Annotated in this window: 16 protein-coding genes; 10 read left to right on the top strand and 6 right to left on the bottom strand. The window is 46.0% G+C overall.

Going from position 1 to position 20,004, the window contains the following annotated elements; all coding sequences use genetic code 11:
- The first annotated feature begins 146 nt into the window (after window positions 1-146).
- Entirely contained in the window at window positions 147-875 is a 729-nt protein-coding gene (locus PSE6802_RS0125200; protein WP_019502789.1) for a peptidylprolyl isomerase, read from the top strand.
- Between the two features lie 91 nt (window positions 876-966).
- On the opposite strand, the gene PSE6802_RS0125195 is transcribed toward PSE6802_RS0125200, so the two are convergent.
- Both PSE6802_RS0125195 and PSE6802_RS0125190 read right to left on the bottom strand, forming a co-directional pair.
- Complete coding sequence (locus PSE6802_RS0125195) at window positions 967-1,977, bottom strand: pentapeptide repeat-containing protein (RefSeq protein WP_019502788.1); 1,011 nt, start codon at window positions 1,975-1,977, stop codon at window positions 967-969.
- 46 nt (window positions 1,978-2,023) lie between these two features.
- Window positions 2,024-3,040: a sulfate/molybdate ABC transporter ATP-binding protein gene (locus PSE6802_RS0125190; protein WP_026103556.1), complete on the bottom strand. Its 1,017-nt coding sequence runs from the start codon at window positions 3,038-3,040 to the stop codon at window positions 2,024-2,026.
- Between the two features lie 376 nt (window positions 3,041-3,416).
- Here PSE6802_RS0125190 and PSE6802_RS0125185 point away from each other — a divergent pair, with 376 nt between their 5' ends.
- The 3 genes from PSE6802_RS0125185 to PSE6802_RS0125175 all read left to right on the top strand — a co-directional run bounded on the left by PSE6802_RS0125185 (window position 3,417) and on the right by PSE6802_RS0125175 (window position 8,537).
- Window positions 3,417-5,489, top strand: coding sequence for an SPFH domain-containing protein (locus PSE6802_RS0125185; RefSeq protein ID WP_019502786.1), 2,073 nt, complete (start codon window positions 3,417-3,419; stop codon window positions 5,487-5,489).
- A gap of 358 nt (window positions 5,490-5,847) precedes the next feature.
- Window positions 5,848-6,615: an ATP-dependent Clp protease proteolytic subunit gene (locus PSE6802_RS30310; protein ID WP_019502785.1), complete on the top strand. Its 768-nt coding sequence runs from the start codon at window positions 5,848-5,850 to the stop codon at window positions 6,613-6,615.
- Window positions 6,616-6,653: 38 nt separating this feature from the next.
- The gene (locus PSE6802_RS0125175; protein ID WP_019502784.1) at window positions 6,654-8,537 is read left to right on the top strand and encodes a WD40 repeat domain-containing serine/threonine-protein kinase; all 1,884 of its coding nucleotides are present in this window, start codon (window positions 6,654-6,656) and stop codon (window positions 8,535-8,537) included.
- Window positions 8,538-8,559: 22 nt separating this feature from the next.
- On the opposite strand, the gene PSE6802_RS0125170 is transcribed toward PSE6802_RS0125175, so the two are convergent.
- The 3 genes from PSE6802_RS0125170 to PSE6802_RS0125165 form a co-directional block, all read right to left on the bottom strand.
- On the bottom strand, window positions 8,560-10,038 hold the full coding sequence (locus tag PSE6802_RS0125170; protein WP_019502783.1) for a serine/threonine-protein kinase: 1,479 nt from the start codon (window positions 10,036-10,038) through the stop codon (window positions 8,560-8,562).
- A 30-nt stretch (window positions 10,039-10,068) separates the two neighbouring features.
- Window positions 10,069-10,218: a hypothetical protein gene (locus PSE6802_RS33915; RefSeq protein ID WP_156815651.1), complete on the bottom strand. Its 150-nt coding sequence runs from the start codon at window positions 10,216-10,218 to the stop codon at window positions 10,069-10,071.
- A 153-nt stretch (window positions 10,219-10,371) separates the two neighbouring features.
- Complete coding sequence (locus tag PSE6802_RS0125165) at window positions 10,372-10,743, bottom strand: hypothetical protein (RefSeq protein WP_019502782.1); 372 nt, start codon at window positions 10,741-10,743, stop codon at window positions 10,372-10,374.
- A 172-nt stretch (window positions 10,744-10,915) separates the two neighbouring features.
- Here PSE6802_RS0125165 and PSE6802_RS0125160 point away from each other — a divergent pair, with 172 nt between their 5' ends.
- The 3 genes from PSE6802_RS0125160 (at window position 10,916) to PSE6802_RS0125150 (ending at window position 12,830) form a co-directional block, all read left to right on the top strand.
- The gene (locus PSE6802_RS0125160) at window positions 10,916-11,371 is read left to right on the top strand and encodes a nitrate reductase associated protein (protein ID WP_019502781.1); all 456 of its coding nucleotides are present in this window, start codon (window positions 10,916-10,918) and stop codon (window positions 11,369-11,371) included.
- Window positions 11,372-11,506: 135 nt separating this feature from the next.
- Window positions 11,507-11,686 (top strand): hypothetical protein, encoded by a 180-nt coding sequence (locus PSE6802_RS30305; protein ID WP_019502780.1) that lies wholly within the window; start codon window positions 11,507-11,509, stop codon window positions 11,684-11,686.
- 193 nt (window positions 11,687-11,879) lie between these two features.
- Window positions 11,880-12,830: a cation diffusion facilitator family transporter gene (locus PSE6802_RS0125150; protein WP_026103555.1), complete on the top strand. Its 951-nt coding sequence runs from the start codon at window positions 11,880-11,882 to the stop codon at window positions 12,828-12,830.
- 109 nt (window positions 12,831-12,939) lie between these two features.
- On the opposite strand, the gene PSE6802_RS0125145 is transcribed toward PSE6802_RS0125150, so the two are convergent.
- Complete coding sequence (locus tag PSE6802_RS0125145; RefSeq protein ID WP_202950730.1) at window positions 12,940-13,530, bottom strand: Pycsar system effector family protein; 591 nt, start codon at window positions 13,528-13,530, stop codon at window positions 12,940-12,942.
- Between the two features lie 218 nt (window positions 13,531-13,748).
- Here PSE6802_RS0125145 and PSE6802_RS0125140 point away from each other — a divergent pair, with 218 nt between their 5' ends.
- The 3 genes from PSE6802_RS0125140 (at window position 13,749) to PSE6802_RS32900 (ending at window position 19,997) form a co-directional block, all read left to right on the top strand.
- Window positions 13,749-14,471, top strand: a complete 723-nt coding sequence (locus tag PSE6802_RS0125140) for a J domain-containing protein (protein WP_019502777.1) — start codon at window positions 13,749-13,751, stop codon at window positions 14,469-14,471.
- Between the two features lie 4 nt (window positions 14,472-14,475).
- Window positions 14,476-15,075, top strand: coding sequence for a GNAT family N-acetyltransferase (locus PSE6802_RS0125135; protein WP_019502776.1), 600 nt, complete (start codon window positions 14,476-14,478; stop codon window positions 15,073-15,075).
- Window positions 15,076-15,137: 62 nt separating this feature from the next.
- Window positions 15,138-19,997, top strand: a complete 4,860-nt coding sequence (locus PSE6802_RS32900) for a tetratricopeptide repeat protein (RefSeq protein ID WP_019502775.1) — start codon at window positions 15,138-15,140, stop codon at window positions 19,995-19,997.
- Window positions 19,998-20,004: the final 7 nt, after the last annotated feature.

Below are 20,004 nucleotides of genomic sequence, written 5' to 3'. Positions count from 1 at the left end.
ACGGCTATATAGCAGGCTTAAGATGTGGTGAAGGATGAGGTAGGTAGTAACTGCCTCATTATTTTTAGTTTGATTTAGTTGTAATCTAAAAAGTGGTATGCGGGGCTGGATTAACTGCCTGAGTACTGTGGTTTAATGATGAGGCTATGGCAGAAATTTTCCAGATTGGTAATAAAAAAATTGAGGCAGAGGCATTAATCGGGCTTCTGCGCCGCTATCAATTACTCCCTCAACTGATTAGGGGAATAATTATAGATGAGGCGATCGCTAGTTATGAATGTACGGAAACCGAACGCAAGGATTTGCTAGAAAAGTTCTTTACGCAAAATAAGCTAGAAACTCCCGAAGCGAGATCGTCCTGGCAGCAAGTGCAGGGGTTGACGGACAGTCAACTGGAGGATGTCGTGATGCGTCCAACTCGTCTGTCACGCTTCAAACAAGAAAAATTTGGACATAAAGTTGAGTCGTACTTTATGACGCGCAAACCCGCCCTGGATCGGGTGTTATATTCGCTGATCCGTACCAAGGACTTGGGTACCGCCCAGGAACTTTACTTTCGCATCCAGGAAGAAGAGCAGTCGTTTGCAGACCTTGCAAAGCAGTATTCTCAAGGCGGCGAAGCTGCAACGGGTGGCTTAGTGGGGCCTACGCCTTTGGTTACACCGCATCCTGCGATCGCCCGCACCCTGGCTATTAGTCAACCAGGACAGTTATGGCCGCCCACCAGATTAGAGGAATGGTTTGTCCTGATTAGATTAGAGAAATTTTATCCAGCGCAGCTCGATGAAAATACACGCCAGCAATTAATCGATGAATTATATGAAAGCTGGATGAAAGAACAGATCCAACAGATTGGTGCAGTCAAGCCTGCTTAGGAGATTTCCCATAAACAAATTACCTGTAGGAAGCAATTTCCTTGCAGCGGTACGCATTCCTGAGGGAATTGCCTCGCGATCGTCATCATAACTATAGGTCTAGCGACCCGCTCCCGTTATCCCTCGATCGACTGCGCATGAAGCACTTTCTGAGGCGCGCGCGCGACCAACTTACTTTTGATAATCTGGCTTGAGAAAAATCGGTATGGGACATTACGGCTTTGTCAAATCTCGCGCCAGTAAGGTCGGCATTTTGAAACGACGTGCCGATCGCATCATTAATACTTTTAACTGCTCTGGCTAAGAGTACCAACCCGCCGATCGCAGAAGCGATCGCAAAGCATACATAACCGAATTCCTCCAGTGGTAGGTCATCATCAAAGCACTTACGGGCAACTGCGAAGGCTAGGGCACTCAACACCAGGCAATTACCTGCAGCGGCGGCGGCGATCGTAAATTTGCCTGCTACGCTAGCAGCATAGAAATCCCGATCGCCATCCATTACAGTCAGGGTAACAATGCTGCTAAATGTAATGCCCACAGTAACCACGCGGTAAGAGGTCAGGGTCTGCTCTAAATTCCCAGCAAACCCGAAAAATAAGGCGATTAGCAGGCTAAACGCAATCGCGCCAAGAAACACGGTAAACAAAGTTCGGTTAATCGTCAGAACGACGGCACAACCAAACGCGATCGCGATTGCGGTTGAGACTTCCCAACCACTGTCGGCACTGAATAAATTTGCGAATACAGCTACTAAGGAACAGATCCCCAAACTCAAGGTAAATGGCGAGATCAATGCGGCTAGCATCGATGTGGAAAGCGCGATCGCCACAGCCATAGAGAAACTCCCAATTAGTGCGAATACCAGAGCATCGATGTAGGCAATCCCAAACCCAATGGCACAGATAACCAAAGTAATTACTTGTTTGCGGCTCAGTCCGGCTCTGGCATAGGCAAAGTTAGCACCGATTAAATTCGCCCCACCAAAGTCGCAACCTCGAATATTCGCCCCACGAAAATTTGCATCCCTCAAGTACTGGTGCTTGAAGGAGCGATCGCTCAAATCCCGATCGGCAAAATTCAAGGGAGCAGATTCAGTCATGTTCCCAACTCTAGATGATTTTGGAGTTAGAGACTAGGGCTTCAATTCAAATTGAATAGTTTAAAGGGAACGAGCGGGTATCTTTGGGCTGGACGTGCACGCGCTGCTGCGGTTCTAGCTTTAACTCGTCAAAGCGATCGCGTGTAAGGTGAGCCATTAGTACCTGACCGTCATCAAGTGCCAGCTCGACCTGGATTTCCCAGCCTAGATGAATCAGGCGGCTAATACGAGCCGGTACGGTCGTATCGGTTGCCTGTGTTTTAATCATAATATCTTGCGGGCGAATAAAGACATGTTCGCGATCGTTGGCGTGCTTACTCTTCCCCCAAATATTCGTACTAGCAGGTACAACATTAACCGGGCCAATAAAGCTCATCACAAATGAGGTGGCAGGGTTGTCATAAATTTCCGCTGGCGTACCAACTTGCTCGACTTTACCCTTATTCATCACCACGATCGCATCAGCTACTTCCATCGCCTCTTCTTGATCGTGGGTAACAAAGACGCTGGTAACGTGCACTTCGTCGTGCAGGCGGCGCAACCAAGCCCGTAATTCCTTCCGCACCTTGGCATCTAGCGCCCCAAAAGGTTCGTCCAGCAATAAAACTTTGGGTTCCACAGCTAAGGCTCTTGCCAATGCCACCCGCTGCCGTTGCCCGCCCGATAGCTGCGAGGGGTAGCGGTTACCCATACCTTTTAGCTGCACCAACTCCAGTAACTCATCGACGCGATTGCGGATTTTTGACTTTTCCTGCTTGCGGATTTCCAGCCCAAAGGCGATATTCTGGCGCACGGTCATGTGTTTAAACAAGGCATAATGCTGAAACACAAACCCAATATTGCGATCGCGGGCATCCTGAAAAGTTGTATCCTCGCCCGTTAAAAAGATCTTGCCGCGATCGGGTATTTCTAGCCCCGCAATTAAACGGAGTAAGGTAGATTTCCCGGAACCGGACGGCCCCAAAAGTGCTACCAAAGAGCCACTTTTGACTTCTATACTAACGTTGTCCACCGCTTGGAAGTCGCCAAAGCTTTTTGACACTTCCTGAACCACAATACCCACTTCACCTTTCCTCGACATATTTTGTAGAATGGTTTAGCACAATCCCCCTTTAACTGCTAGGCTTACCGGAGATTAACCGATCGTATAACATTATCGTGCATAAGGCATAGTTATTCACGGCACAGGATTAATTAAATCTGAATTTAGGCTTTCTTCCAAAAGTTAAACTGAGCGATCGCTTAGAATAGTGTAGACAGTGAGAAAAATCTATCTCACTTAACATTGAAGAAGCCGAGCTTAATAGATCTTCATTAGGTTCTTGAATGCCTATCTATTTTGATTATTAACTTTTGTGAAGCATAGGAGAACAAAGTCTTTCTTTGCTGAAGTTTCAATATCTCGATTTCGATACGTCTCGATACAAAGAATAACAACTATGAGAAGCACGAAGAATAAGTTGCTAGGTGGCAAACTCAGTCGGGGTTTGTCTGTTACCTCATTACTTGCGGCTGGAATCATGCTGTCGGGAAATGTTGCCGCAGCCAAAGAACTACCAGTTAAACAATCTCGAACCGTTACCCACAGCGAACTCATCACTGCGCTATCCACCCCAGAAACAACATCAAAGATTGAATCTCAACCACAGATTGTCAAGGCGGATATATCTACCTGGCTGATCCCCGTTGCTGGCGTAGTTATTTGCTTGATTTTCTTTCCTCAAATCTGCCAGATTTTGGGTTTAGTTGTGATTGGGGAAAAAGAAGTTGGGATCGTCACCAAGAAATTTGCCAGCAAAAGCTTACCCGCTGGCAGATTAATTGCCTTGCACGGAGAAGGTGGTTTGCAGGCCAGTACCCTACCACCAGGTTGGCACTGGGGCTTTTGGCCCTGGCAATATGGCATCAAAAAGGAATCTGTTTGCATTATCCCTCAAGGAGAAATCGGCCTTGTAGTTGCCAATGACGGTGCCACCATCCCACCGGAGAGGATATTAGGTAAGGTCGTTCCCTGCGACGATTTTCAAGACGCACACAAATTTTTAGTCAACGGTGGCGAGAAGGGACGACAGCTAGGCATTCTCACCGCAGGTATGTATCGCATTAACACCGGATTATTCACGATTATCACGGCGACAACTGCTAGCAAACAAGGAATGCACCCCAACGATCTCAAAGTGCATACAGTAGACCCAAACACGGTAGGTATCGTTACGACTTTGGATGGTTTGGCGATCGAAGAAGGAGAAATAGCTGGCCCCGTGATTCCGGGTCACGACAATTTCCAAAACGCTCAAAAATTTATTAATGGCGGCGGCAGAAGGGGCTTACAAGAGCAAGTCATTCTATCGGGTTCGTGGAATCTCAATCCCTGGTTTGCACAAGTCGAACAGGTAAGGATGACAGAAATTCCCATCGGTTATGTGGGGGTAGTCATTTCCTTTGTGGGCAAAACTACCGAAGATATTAGTGGCGAAGCATTTACCCACGGTTCGCTGGTTAACCCCGGTCATAAAGGAGTTTGGGTAACACCTCTATATCCGGGCAAGCATCCTCTGAATACGCGGATTATGGGAGTGGAATTGGTGCCAACCACGAATATCGTGTTAAATTTCTCGGAACGCATTACAGGGGAACACGGTTACGATTCCAAACTAACGGCGTTGAAGCTACTGTCTTTTGATGGATTCACGTACGATTTAGAGGTATTCCAAATCATCCATATCGGCGCGTTAGATGCACCAAAGGTAATTTCTCGTCTGGGTTCGATGCAAAATGTTGTCGATCACGTTCTGCGCCCGATTATCGCTAACTATTTCCGTAACTCGGCGCAGGAATACACGATTCTCGATTTCTTGACGGAACGCAGTCAGAGACAAGCAGAGGCAGCAGAATACGTGCGGTTGGCTTTGCGTGCCTATGACGTGCAGGCGGTGGATACTTTAATCGGGTTGATTACGCCGCCACCAGAATTGATGCAGACTTTGACGCAAAGAAAAATCGCCGAAGAACAACAAAAGACCTACGAAGTGCAGCGTACGGCGCAAACCCAACGACAGGAGTTAGTGAGGGAAACTGCGCTAGCAGATATCCAACAGGAGGTAGTTAAAGCAGAACAAGGCGTGCGCATCTCAGAGTTGGCGGCCAGTTCTAAGATCAAGGAGGCAAATGGCGAGGCAGAGGCAATCCGCCTTACTGGGGAAGCTAAGGCAGCCGCCTACAAAGCGGGGGTGACGGCATTGGGGTCTCAAGCCTATACTGTGCTTCAGTTGATGCAGGTAATCGGCGATCGCCAGGTTCGCGTCGTCCCCGATGTATCGGTAAGCGGCAGTGCAAATGGCGGTGGTTTATTGGATGGTTTGTTGGCAATGTTGCTAAAAAATCAATTGCAACAACCGGGGGTACCTGGTTTGAAGAGTGCAAATAGTGTTAAAGAGGAAAAACCTGTAGCAACTAAGAAACCTGTATTAGATAATCCTTTGGCAAGTATCGTTCCTCCCAAGGATTTATAGGGGATTATAGATAACAGGGCATTGCCCAGGGAGCATTCCAGTTTTGCAGTTACCCCTCCACCTCCGGTACCTCCCCTTGTCAAGGGGAGGATGGGTGGGGTTATGAGCCTGCAAACTTGAGATGTACCCATTGCCCACCCCCACTCTACTGTTATAACCTGATGTTACGCGGAGGGGTGAGGACTCCAGAATCTTCCACGTAAAGTCAGTTATAGCGTTTTTCAATTGAGAACAGGTTTTATTAACGGGGTGAAGGGGTTCCACCCCTTCTTGGGGGCAACGCCCCCAAACCCCCTTCTCGCTTTCATCTGAAAACCGCTATATAACCTCAAGATACTAAGGAGAGATCGAGATTGAAATGGATAATTCAAATGATTTCCTGAACCAGAATGAAGAATTTTATAACGATCTAGTCCAAAAACGGATTGTTGTTTTGCGAGAAGAGATAACAAACGAAACGGCTATTGCTGCTGTAGCGCAATTACTGTATTTGGACTCCGAAGATGCGAACGCAGATATTTATCTCTATATTAATTCTTCTGGTGGGTCGGTTTCAGCAGGCATGGCAATTTACGACACAATTGAGAGTATTCAAGCTGATGTTGCAACAGTTTGTATTGAATTTGCGGGAGGAATAGCTGGCTTGTTATTGGCAGCAGGTGCAAAGGGAAAAAGGCTGGCGCTCGCTCATAGTAGGATTATGCTTTGTCCGCCTTCAGTAGGAGTTAATAACAGCCCTGAATTAGATGCGCAGACTGTAGAACTTTGTAAAATTAGGCAAACATTAAATGGGATTATGGCTCGACACACGGGGCAGCCAGTGCAGAAGATTGAACGGGATACGGAACAACACTTTTTTCTATCTGCTCAAGAAGCCCTACAATATGGCATTGTCGATCGGATCGCCGATCTCCAACTATCAGCTTCTAATCCTTCAATCATCGTGATGCCCGTTTCGCCTCCTGCTCGATCTATTCCCCCAAAGCAGGTGCCAGCAAGTAAAGATCGCACAATTAGCAGTCAGCCTAAAGGTTCTCAAGTTTTTTTGAAATGTATATCTTCATTCATAACTACAATCCGTCAAATGTGGCAGAAACTAGCAGGACATCGAAATAGGCGGCGATAACAGATTCCTTTTTTCTCAGAATAATTTTCAATATAATCATGCCAAGGGTATACTGTTTCAATCCCAATTGTTTGCAAATTAATCGAGATAATGACTCTCAGTTTTGCCACAACTGCGGAGCTGCTTTAAGTCTGAAAGATCGCTATCAAGCGATCGCGATTTTACATAAAAATAATCGCAGTCAGGTTTTTCGAGTCAGCGATCGCCTCAATACCAATTCTTGTATTCTAAGACAAATTCACAAAGATAACCCCTACAATAACTATTTCAACCGCCTCGTTACTTATCTAAAAGAGATCGAACCGCATCCTGATATTCCCGATTATATCGATAGCTTTGAGACAGATAGTTATTGCTATTTGGTAAGAGGATTTATCGAAGGTAATAATCTGGAAACATTGGTAAATCGCTCTGGCACTTTTGCGGTCGATCGCGTTTGGCAAGTTCTCCTCAATATCCTGCCCGTTCTACATCATCTGCACAGTTACAAGTTAATTCATCGAGAAATCGAACCGCAAAATATTATTTATTCAGATAAGCTAAATAAGTTTATTTTAGTGGATTGGATGAGCTTAACCAAAGTTAAAGGCGATCGCAATATTCAGTCTGATACTTCTCTGGATATATACTCTGGTTCTGCTGAATTTTCAGCGCCAGAAAGTTTGGAAGGGACAGTGTGTTTTGCGAGCGATCTTTATAGTTTGGGTTTAGTTTGTGTATATCTGTTGACAGGATTGCGCCCCTTCGATGTCTTCAATACGATCGATCGTAGCTGGGTATGGCGGGATAATTGGCAAATTAGCAAAGCAGAAGTAAATAGCGATCGCCGCGAGAGATTAGGCGAGTTAATCGATAAGTTAATTGTCCCAGATCTCGATCGAAGGCTGCGCTCTCCGTCAGATGTTTTACGCATGATGGGATGTAGCGTCACAGATTGGGAAAGCGCGATCGCTCGCAAGAAAAGGCACCAGGACGCACTCGAATATACCTGGACCTGTCAGAAGTTTCTGCGCGCTGACGAGGAACTTTTCGCAGGACTGAATTGCATTGATTATAGCGACGATGGCAAGTTTATCGCCAGTGGTGGTGAGGACAAAAAGATCTCGATCTCGGAAGTAGAAACAGGGGACAGGATTGTAAATCTATACGGGCATCAGGGGCAGATCGCAGATATTAAATTCGTTCCAAATACCAATATCTTAATTAGTGGCGATCGTAAAGGTAAGATCTATTTCTGGCGTTGGAACGGCGGTCGCAATGCAGATAGCGATATCGTCCACGAATTAGACACGGGCAGTGGAGTAGCTGTGATCGCCCTTCATCCTGGTCTTCCCATGCTAGCCAGCGCTCATATTGATAAAAAAATAAGAATTTGGGATCGCCAAACTAAAGAGCTAATTACCACTTTAGCAGCACATAGCTTAGCCGTAACTGACGTGCAATTTGCGATCGGATCGCCTCTATTGGCAAGTGCATCTCAAGACCGCATAGTGAAGATTTGGCAAACTGATAATTGGGAGTTAAAGCATAGTTTAAAGGGGCACAATTGGGCGATTAAATCCGTGGCTTTTAATGCCGATGCCAGCATTCTAGCCAGTGCTGGCGATGGCAAAGATATTAAGATTTGGGACTTAAAAACCCATCAATTGCTACGCAATCTATCCGGGCATAGTTGGTCGGTTTCCTGCATTGCTTTTTTACCCAATTCCAAAACCCTACTATTAAGTGCGAGTTGGGATAAAAAAATAAAACTTTGGGATATTGAAACTGGCGAGGAATTGGCTGTATTAGAAGGTCACCAGGATTCTATTTTCGATCTAGCAGTTAGGGCGATCGCCCCCGATCGGGGTTTCTCTCTCGCAACTACCAGTAAAGATAAAACAATCGGCATTTGGGAGATAGGTAGAAGATTAAGCCTGTAACTATTAACTCGCTTCGACATGCTCACAGCAGACTGTAGATGGTCTGGTAGACCAGACGGAATAAAGTAATAATCGCTACTGTAGCAAACCCCGCGATCGCAGCTAATAGAAACATATCTGGTAAAGGTGGGGTTGCCCAGTTGAGAAATATCTTACTCAGCCACAACAAAAGTGCGGTGATCCCAACTAGAAATAGCAAATCCTTGTTATCCATAATCTGACTGGAGCGCAGCCACAGAAATGCCAGCATTACTCCAGCCAGGATGGCATAGCTAAATGGGCCGATTAAAGCTAAGCCGACGCTATGGGCAATAATCCCCAATGCCATTCCCTCAAATCCCATCAGAAAAGCAGCGAATAGCTGATTGCCCAGAGGTGGTAAAACCAAGGGTGGCGATGGAGGCCGAACTGGGCGAGGATGCGGTACCTGGCGAGCGACGGGGGCTGGGGGTTGGGGGTTGGGGGTTGGTTGGGGGTTAGAGGGGATGATGGAAATTGGAGGAGTAGAGGGGGCTGTGGGGGCAATTGGTTTAGATGGAGTAGGTGAAACTGCTTGCTGAGAGCCAGTTAGGACAGCTAATACTTCCGCTGCCGAACTGAAGCGATCGCTGGGGGCATTGGCTAACATCTTATTTAAGATATTGGCAAGTTGCGAACTTACAACTACATGCGATCGCCAGTTCCAGCTATTCGTGGCCGGATCGAATAGATCCTCAGGTTGCATGGCCGTGAGCAGATAAATGCAGGTGACTGCAAATGCATACAAGTCGGTAGAAGGAAAAACTGCATCGCTCCGCATTTGTTCCGGTGCCGCGAACCCTGGGGTAAAGATACCTGTAGATTTCTGCCCTGCCGCTGCTGCGGTCACCAACTTCACCGCTCCAAAATCAAGCAGGAAATATCTGCCATCCTGCGGGCGCACCATAATATTCGAGGGTTTGATATCGCGGTGAATAGAGTTGCTTTCATGGACGAACTGCAAAACAGGAAGCAGGCTAGTCATAATCTCCAATACTTCGTCTTCTTTCAGTGCGCCGTGCTGCTCTACTACCTGCTCTAATGTCAGCCCGTCAATAAATTCCTGTACCAGATAAAAAAACTGATCGGGATTGGCGGGACTGCGCGATGGTGCTTGCACCTCAAAAAAAGCTAGTAAGTCAGGAATTTGGGGGTGCCCGCCCAACCGATCCAGTACTGTACCTTCACGCTCGAATAATTCTTTGGCAAATTGCATTTGCTTGGGATTTAACCCGATCGGCAACAGTTGCTTCACCACGCAGCGCCGCATCGAAGGCGTGTAGCGATCGACTGCGGTAAAAGTTGCGCCAAACCCACCCCTGGCTAGAGGTTTCTCTGTAATATACCGACCGCCGAGGATGAGTGGCATACCACAGCTAGTACAAAACTTTTGCGTAATAGTTTTAATCGTGCCGCTAGTATCGAGATCGGCAAACGAGTTAAGCGGCTTAGGGCAGCCAGGACGGGTGCAATAGATATCCACGCTTCTTTTACGGTAGGGAATAAATAGCTGTCAGCGATCGGCTGGTATGGAACGAACGGTATGGGGATGGCAAATGGTATGAAACGAACGGTATGGGGATGGCAAACAGTATGGAACGAACGGTATGGGGATGGCAAACGGTATGGAACGAACGGTAAGTAAGGGTTTAGCATTTGTCACTAATGCTTGGGTTTGATGCAAAGATGGTCGGACAAATGCGAAACCCCTGCGTTATCGCCCATCACCCATCACCCATCGCCCATTACCCATCACCCATCACCCATCGCCCATCGCCCATCGCCCATTACCCATCGCCCATCACCCATCACCCAACTAATCAACTGCCTGTACCTCTACGTCAATCGTCCCTGGTGGCGTAAATCGTACGAACTTTTGCTTCTCCACCTGCAAAAGTTCGCCACAACTGGGGCAGTTAAACTGGCTGTTGCGAGATGCCATGGAAACATGACCGCATACCGGGCATTCTGAAGTGATAATGCTGCGCTTCACCCACCACTGGAGGCCAAAGAATGCAACTATGGGAGCGACTGTAGCGATCGCGATCAAAATAAACAACGAATCAACCAGCCAGCCAAGACCGAGGGCGCTCAAGCCCCAAATTACTAAAAATACGGTAAGCCAGAATCGCAGACCTGCAAATCGATCTTCATTGCCGCCGCCGTTGCCAAACGTATAGAATCTCATAACTAGTTGCCCTTACCGTTCAAAACTGTTGACTCTAAGTGTATGCGCAAACACACCTACAATCTGACCTCATCATAACCCCGAATCTCAGGTTTGTTAGAGTAGGGAAATCTACCCAAATTAGTTTAAAAGTTGTAGGGTTATTAACAGGTTGGGTCTGGCAGCACACCACATGAACGATCTATTTAACTTTGAAGCTGACTTTGTGGAATCGCTGCGTTGCATTCCAATGCAAGTGCGGTTTAAGTTAGATACCTGCGGCATCAAGCTCAAACTAGCAGAATGGCATAAATTTAGCCGCGCCCAGCGCCAACTTTTAGTAGACATGCCCTGCAAGACTCAACCAGAGGTGCAAAACTACCATCAGTTCCTCCAGGATTTGATACGGGAATGTACTGGCGATCGCGCCACCCCGCTAACCATCGATCCTGAGCCTGCCTGGGAAGACGCGCAAAATATCCCTGCGGAAGTGCAGGCAAAATTACAAGAAGTAGGGGCAGTACTTTCCCCAGCACAGTGGGCAGGTCTGCTGCCTTTACAACGGTTTGTCTTGATTAAGCTCAGTCGTTCCAGCCACGAGAATAGTAACTTCGTGCCTGCCCTTAAGGAATTTCAGCTTTTGTTGTAGTCTTCTCAAATTTTCCAACTTAGTTTGCTGATTTTTTGCTGTTTATGCGATCGAAATCGGCAAAATTTGGGAATCTTTTTGCATATAAGTTTCTGTCGCTATTATTTCTTGTATAAAAAGGGTACGGTAACACCTATGACTTCTACGTTGACCCAAGTAGTAATGGAAATGGCCCATAGCCGTAAAATTCACGTGATTGCAGAATATCCCTCCAAGGAAAAGGCAATAGACCAATACATGAAACTTTTAGCAGAGAATAAGGGATCGCCCGTAACAGCGAAAGGTAAGTATTCGGTTCGCAAAAAGCCTGAATAAACCTGAACGAATTAGTATGCCGCTTGGCTCTTTATAGAGAAACAAGCGATAGGTCATTGATGGGTTCTGAGGCTAGAACTTGAGAATGAGAACCATTTTATATACGAAAGAATACCCAAACTCGTAAGGATTCTGGACTAGAATGCTAGGGGAACTTTATCGATTCTCTGGCAACATTTGGGATCTTGAATTTATGACACATCGACATGGTCATAAACATGCACATAATCACCACGAACATTCCCATGGCGATCGCGGGCATCACTCTACCAATTACAATCGGGCTTTTGTTTTGGGGCTGCTACTGAACGGAGGATTTGTCGTCACAGAGCTTATCTTTGGAGTTCTGGCTAACTCGGTGGCGCTTATTGCAGATGCAGGACATAACCTCAGCGATGTTTTAGGGTTATTGCTGGCATGGATTGCAAGTTTGTTGGCTCGTCGTCAGCCCTCTGCTCGATACACCTATGGATGGCGCAAGTCATCGGTTCTCGCTGCTTTTCTCAATGCTGTCTTTCTGCTGGTTGCAACAGGTGGAATTATTTGGGAGGCCATTCAGCGACTAGTTCATCCTGGTGAGGTGAATGGTGCGATCGTAATCGGAGTTGCGATTGTTGGCATTGCAATTAATACTGGCACGGCCTTGATGTTTTTGTCAGGTCGTAAAGGAGACCTGAATATTCGAGCTGCATTTCAACACATGATGGCAGATGCAATGGTATCGCTGGGCGTAGTTATAGCAGGCATTGCCATTTTGTTTACCCACTGGTTATGGCTAGATCCAGCAGTTAGCTTGATTATCAGTTTTGCGATCGTGTTCGGCACTTGGGGACTATTAAAAGATTCGTTTCACCTGGCAATTGATGGAGTCCCGCATAACATTGACGAACGTGCGGTTCGTACCTATCTCTCCGAGCACTCGGGCGTAGCTCAGGTACATGACTTACACATTTGGAGCATGAGTACGGTGGAAACTGCTTTGACAGCCCATCTAGTTATCCCTACAGGACATCCAGGCGATATGTTTCTGACTCAGATTGCTCAAGAGTTACGCGATCGCTTCGGCATTCACCATGCCACTGTTCAAATCGAAGTCGGCGACTCCGATCGTCCTTGCCTTCTTGAATCAAAGTGCCAAATTTAGAATGAGAGCTAAGGAGCTTGCGGTTAAATTCAGAAGCAGTAAAAGCACTAAGTATTTATACTTTGTTAAATTAATTCTTAGAGCAATTTGCCCTAATTCAAAGTCGCAATTACAGGTTCAGGCAAAGCTTCCCAAGTATCGGGATAGAAGTTACTAAGATTTCATCTAAGATTAACAGTACGACAGAAGCTGCTATGAAGCGAACAGCGCAATCTAGCGTGCTAGCTTTTTTATCTCGAATTTTGTTGAGTACTAGCAGTGTTTCTTTCTCTAAATATTGAATTAGCGCAGTCATGTAATCTTCTTCACTTGCTAGATTCCACTCATCCATAAGTAGCTGTTCTGGCAAGACTATCTTACCAGCGCTAGCAGGCGATAATCCCCATAAACCTAGTCCAATAGCAATGATAATGCAGACATATGCTGCCAGCTTCATGAAATAGCAAGCTGGGCAAGGGTAATTAACTTTTTCACATATGGTTGTAGAATAGCCGGGTAAGTCCTTCCCAAAGTTAACTAGAACTCCACTGAGAGTAATAACTATGGCAAGCTTTGTGTTTATTTTATCAATACTTTCATCTACAACCTTAATTGAGTTTAAAGTATACTCATAGGTAAGTCTAATGTTAGTCATTGCAAGAATTTTTAGAGATGGCAAACGAATCGCAAAAGAATAGTCAGGGTAAGAATCAAGCTTCACCTCAGTCAAAGCCTCAAAATAATTTACCGCAAGTCGATCCTTCCAAAACTATAAGTTATAGGCGGGATGGGGCTGATAGTAGGTAGTCGAAGGCGATCTCAATAACTTCAGTGCTAGGTTACCTAGTAACTGCTTGTTTGTTTACCAAACTTGTTTCTAAGCTTTGATGCTGAGTTATACTTTGCTAGCTGTACCTTCCTTACCACTGCCTAACCTGGATGCAACTTTCGGAATGCTATAGATTGCTGGGGTTACCCCGTAATGCTTCGCCTGAAGATGTCAAGGTTGCCTATCGTCGCATGGCACGCAAGTACCATCCCGATGTCAACCAGGGCGACCCCGCCGCCGCCGACAAGTTTCGTCTCGTGCAGGAGGCATATCAAATTTTAAAAGATGCAGCCGCTGGCGTGATGCCACAACCACAATCCCGTGCATCCCGCACACCTACTTCATCTCCCCAACCCAAACCCAACCCCCAACCCCAAAAAACTAAAACTCCCAACCCCCAACCCCCAACCCCTAACCCTCAACCTAAACCCAACCCCCAACCCCAAAAAACTAAAACTTCCAACCCCCAACCTAAAATCAAGATCGAAACCAAAGAAGTTCGGCAAAAGCAAGACCCGATCGCCACAGATCCAGAAGTAAGGCTAAAAGTCGATATGTTGGGGCGGCTGATGGAGTTATTAAAGCAAAAGAAATATGTGGTGGCGATCGCCATTGCTGAGGGTTTGCGAGAGCGCTATAAAAATGCGCCTGAGGTGGTTCATTGGCAAGCCGTTACCTACCAACGTCGCGGTAGCGAGTTACTTGTGGCTGGCAAGTTGAAGGAAGCTGAAGCTTACCTCACCAAAGCTATGAATACCGATCCAGGCAACCGCGAGCTTTGCTTTGAGGTGAAGCGGGACTTAGAGCGGATTCAGCGGGAAATGGGAGGCTAGAGTTTTGGATGTTCCAGATTTACTACTAACCTTAACAACCGATCGCCTGCTGTTGCGGCAATTGCAGATGAGCGATGCAACGGAGGTGTTTGAATATGCCAGCGATCCGGAAGTTACCAGGTATACGAGTTGGTCGACCCATCAAACAATCGCGGACAGCCAGCAGTTTCTGGAGTCTGTAATGCACAAGTACTATACAGAAAGGCCAATGGATTGGGGCATCGTGCACAGGGGCAATAGTAAACTGATCGGCACCTGTGGGCTGATTAATTGGGAACCAAACCATGCTCGTGCCGAGATCGGTTACGTGCTGGCTCGCCCGTATTGGGGACAGGGATATATGACAGAGGCAGTGCGGGCGGTTATTTCGTTCGGATTTCATGCCATGCTGCTCAACCGCATTCAAGCTACCTGCATGGTAGATAATGCTGCCTCGGCTCGCGTTATGGAAAAAGTAGGGATGCAATATGAGGGTATATTGCGGGAATACGCCTTTATTAGGGAGCAATACGTAGATGTGAAACTATACGCAATTATCAAACCGAAAACCGACTTTCACTTCGAGGCGCGATCGCTACTTAATTTCCCGCTCGATAACCTTTAGACAGTTTATGGGGATTTGAATCGATTAAAATGTGATGTAATGCCAATCTGGAGGGTCTACATTTGCCAGAGCCATCTCCCCTTTACATCTTGCGGCAAGAGGACGAAGATTTACAAGCTGCCTTTGACCGCGCTTTGCAAACACAAAAAAACCAGCCAATACTATTTCACATTTGGGGCATTGGCGGCGTAGGGAAATCAACTCTCGTACAGAAACTTCAAAGCAATTTTGAGGATAGAGCTAGCTTTGCAGCGGTCTCGTTTGGGGAGACAGAATGGCGCAAAGGGGGAGAAATGCCAGCGCTGATTGCCTTGATGCATTACCTATATCAAAGGCTACCTCAACCTGGGAATTTACTAACGCAAGACATAAAAAATTTACCCGCAGCGGTTCGCGATCCATTTTTAAAGCTTTACGAGCAGTACAACAGCACCTTAAAGCAACTCCAAACCTCACCAATCGAAGGCAAAAAATCGGTCGAGTCCGACCAGATGAAGGCTGTTCGCGAATTGGCAAAAAATGCGATGGGGTTTGTTTTGCCCAAAGTCACGCATGGAATAGTGGACAAGACAACAAGTGAAAAGGCAGGAGAAGGAATTGTACAATTAGCTGCTGCCACTCTGACTGCTAAAGACTTATTGTTGCAGCATTCCGCTACTAAGGGTAAAAACAATCTCATTGACTTGATGCAAAATCCTCTACCGCAACTAACGGCGGCTTTTGTAAGCAGCTTGGAGCAGAGGTCTAGGGTACTAAACAAAGCGATCGTCTTGATTCTGGATACCTACGAAAAGGCGGAGGCAGAATGTCCGAACATAGATGTCTGGCTGTGGAGATCGCTACTCAGTAATACGGATATTCAAAAACATCTAATCCGCATTGTAGTGGCTGGGAGGTATGACCTACAGAATGAGGGCTGGAATAAGCTATCGAGGCAAGTCTACAAATGTAAGATTGAGAAATTTAATCCAGGGCAGACAGAAGATTATCGCGAGCGGAGTCATATCTCAACTGACTCGGAGACTATATTTCGCGTCACAAAGGGGTTACCCAAATATTTGGACTGGATTCGCCAAAAGCTTGATAGGGGAGAAGCGATCGACTTTTCGCATGGGGAGAAGGAAATTGCAGAATTGCTGTTGGAAGGTTTCAGTAGAACGCAAAGAACCATTATCCAATTAGCATCTTTTTGTCGTTCCTTCGATCGATCGCTAGTAAAACACTTGACAGAATCGCAGCAATTAGATTTTTTGACCGCTGCCGACCAAAACCAGGATTGCTTTGAGTGGCTGACGCAGCTATATTTTGTGGAATTTGTACAGGGGAAGTACCGCTTCGATGATGTGGCAAGGGATGTATTTCGCAGGCAAATGTATGTAGACGATCGCAGGCAATTCTGTCAAATCCATCATTCGTTGGCAGAATTCTACGATGGGGAGGCTAGTTTAGAAGTGGCAGTGGATCGCCCACCAAGCATGAAATATCGAAGCGATCGCTGGCGAGGATATGTAACAGGCTCTCTCTATCATAGTGCTTTTGCACATCAAGCAGATTTTCAGCTTCAATTTCTTTCTCACTTATTCACTACTTGTTATTTTGGTCACAATGATATAATAGCGAGTGTACTCATTGTAATTGACTCAGAAATTGGCCTGTCGTTACAGAGAGAAAGACTGTCTTCACAAGGCTCCCCTATCATAGACAACGAAACAAGTAAATTCTTAAGAGATATCATGCCCGTTACTTTCCGTGGGCGAGTAATTTTTACTTCAGAAGAGATTCCATGGGATGAGCTTAAGAAAGAAGCTGGGCTGTCCAAACAGCAAATCGAGAGATCCCTACAGGTTTGTTTTGAACAAATAGATCGGCTGGACGGTATAGCAAAGTTTGCTGCCTTATTGTATAAAGCCAAGCGGAGCACAAAAGTGAAGCGTCAGGAAATACTTTCCCTAGCTAAGGAACAGGCAGAACAGCTCATCGCCAATGGTATGCTTTTAGCGGACTTAGGCAATTCATTTTACGAATTAAGGTTCTACGAAGAGGCACTCTCTTTGTGGGAAAGAGCTTTAAACAACGAGCCTGACTTATACATGACATGGTATAGACGAGGTCTTGCTCTACATGACTTGCGAGGCTATGACGAGGCAATCTCTTCTTTGGACAAAGCTCTCGAGATAAAATCCGACTTCCATGAAGCATGGCATGATCGAGGGAGTATTCTATATAATTTGGGACGCTATGAGGATGCGATCTCGTCTTTGGACAAAGCTCTCGAGATAAAATCCGACTTCCATGAAGCATGGCACGGTCGAGGTCTTGCTCTCAATAAATTGGGACGCTATGAGGATGCGATCTCGTCTTTGGGTAAAGCTCTTGAGATAAAACCCGACTTCTATGAAGCATGGAACATTAGAGGTGGTGTTCTATATAATAGTTTGAAACGTTATAAAGAGGCGATCGCGTCTTGGGACAAAGTCATAGAGATAAAACCTGACTTCTATGAGGTATGGTATGGCCAAGGTCTTGCTCTCAATAAATTAGAACGCTATGAGGAAGCGATCGCGTCTTGGGACAAAGTCATAGAGATAAAACCTGACTTCCATGAAGCATGGTACGGTCGAGGTTTTGCTCTCAATAAATTGGAACGCTATGAGGATGCGATCGCTTCTTTTGATAAAGCTCTAGAGATAAAACCTGACTTCCATGAAGCATGGTACAGCCGAGGTCATGTTCTATATAGTTTGGAACGCGATGAAGAGGCACTTGATTCTTGGGACAAAGTTGTAGAGATTAAGTCCGACTTTCACGAAGCATGGAGCAACCGAGGCCTTGCACTATACAATTTGGCGCGTCATGAAGAGGCGATCGCATCCTATGAAAAAGCTTTAGAGATTAAGCCGGATTCACACGAAGATTGGAATAACAAAGGTTGCACTCTGAGAAACATGAGATTCTACGAAGAGGCAATTGCTTGTCATGACAAAGCTTTAGAGATTAAACCGGATAAGTATGAAGCGTGGGGTAACCGAGGCAATGTTCTAAAAGACTTAGGACGGAATGAAGAGGCGCTTGCTTCCTACAGTAAAGCTGTTGAAATTAACAGCGATTACCAGGATGTATGGGTTTGCCGAGGCAATATTCTTGCTGACCTAGAACGCTATGAAGAGGCACTTGCTTCCTACGATAAAGCCCTAGAGATAAAACCTGAGGATTGCAATACATGGAGCAACCGAGGTATTGTCCTAAGAAAACTAGGACGGAATGAAGGGGCGGTAGCTTCCTACGATAAAGCATTAGAGATAAAACCTAATTACGACGGTGCATGGAAAAACCGAGGCAATGTTCTAAAAGACTTAGGACGGAATGAAGAGGCACTTGCCTCCTACAATAAGGCTGTTGAAATTAACTGCGATTACCAGAATGCATGGGTTTGCCGAGGCAATATTCTTGTTGACCTGGAACGCTATGAAGAGGCACTTGCTTCCTATGACAAAGCTGTAGAGATAAAACCTGATGACGACATTGCATGGGAAAATCGAGGCGTTGTTCTGAGAAGGTTAGGGCGCAATAAAGAGGCGATAGCTTCCTATAATAAAGTCGTTGAAATTAACAGCGATTACCAAGTCGCGTGGATTAACCGAGGTAATATTCTTATTAACTTGGAACGCTACGAAGAGGCACTTGCTTCCTATGACAAGGCTCTAGAGATAAAACCCGATGACAGCGTTGCATGGAACGATCGAGGCGTTGTTCTGAGAAGGTTAGGGCGCAATGAAGACGCGATCGCTTCCTATGATAAAGCTTTAGAGATAAACCCATTTAACAACGCTGCATGGGAAAACCGAGGAAATTCTCTAAAAGACTTAGAACGAGATGAAGAAGCGATCGTTTCCTATGACAAAACACTGGAGATAAAGCTGGATTCTCACGAAGTATGGAGCAACCGAGCTAGTGCTCTTGTTAACTTAGAACGCTACGAAGAGGCGATAGCTTCCTACAACAAAGCTCTAGAGATTAAACCTGACAAATATGAAGCATGGAACAATCGAGGTCTTGCTCTCGCTAACTTGGAACGCTATGAGGAGGCGCTTGCTTCCTATGAAAAAGCTATTGAGATCAAACCCGACTCTCACGAAGCATGGAAGAACCTAGGCCTTGCTCTATATAACTTGGGTCACTATGAAGAGGCGATAGCTTCTTATGGCAAGGCTTTAGAGACCAAAACTGACAACCATGATTCTTGGAATAACCGAGGTGTTGTCTTAAGAAAGTTAGGACGGAATGAAGAGGCGATTGCCTCCTATGATAAAGCCTTGGAAATCAAGCCCGATAAGTACGAAGCATGGGGTAACCGAGGTAATGCTCTAAATGACTTAGGACGCTATGAAGAGGCGATCGCATCCTATGACAAAGCCCTTGAGATTAAACCCGACAACCCCGACGTATGGTTCAACCGAGGCAATACTCTGGGGAAATTAGGACGCTATGAAGAGGCAATTGCTTCCTACGATAAAGTAATTGCCATTAATCCCAACCACAAGGATGCATGTTTCCTCAGAGGTAATGCTCTATTTAGCTTGGGCCGCTACGAGGATGCGATCGCATCCTATGACAAAGCCCTTGAAATTAAACCCGATAAACAGGAAGCATGGGACAGCCGAGGTGTTACTCTCGCTTATTTGGGACGCTATGAAGAAGCGATCGCATCCTATGACAAAGCCATTGAGATTAAAGCTGACGCTCCTAACCCCTCTTACAACAAAGCTTGTGCTTATGCTTTGCTGGGTGACATCGATCTGGCTCTTGAGAATCTGCAACGAGCGATTCAACTCAATCCCGATCAGTATCGAGAGATGGCAAAGACAGATGCAGATTTCGATCGCATTCGCACCGATCCGAGATTTCGGGATCTGATAAGTTGACTAGACT

Source organism: Pseudanabaena sp. PCC 6802 (genome assembly GCF_000332175.1).
Classification (GTDB): Bacteria; Cyanobacteriota; Cyanobacteriia; order Pseudanabaenales; family Pseudanabaenaceae; genus PCC-6802.
The sequence above is the reverse complement of the archived record's forward strand: the minus strand, read 5'-3'. Positions and strand labels throughout refer to the sequence as shown.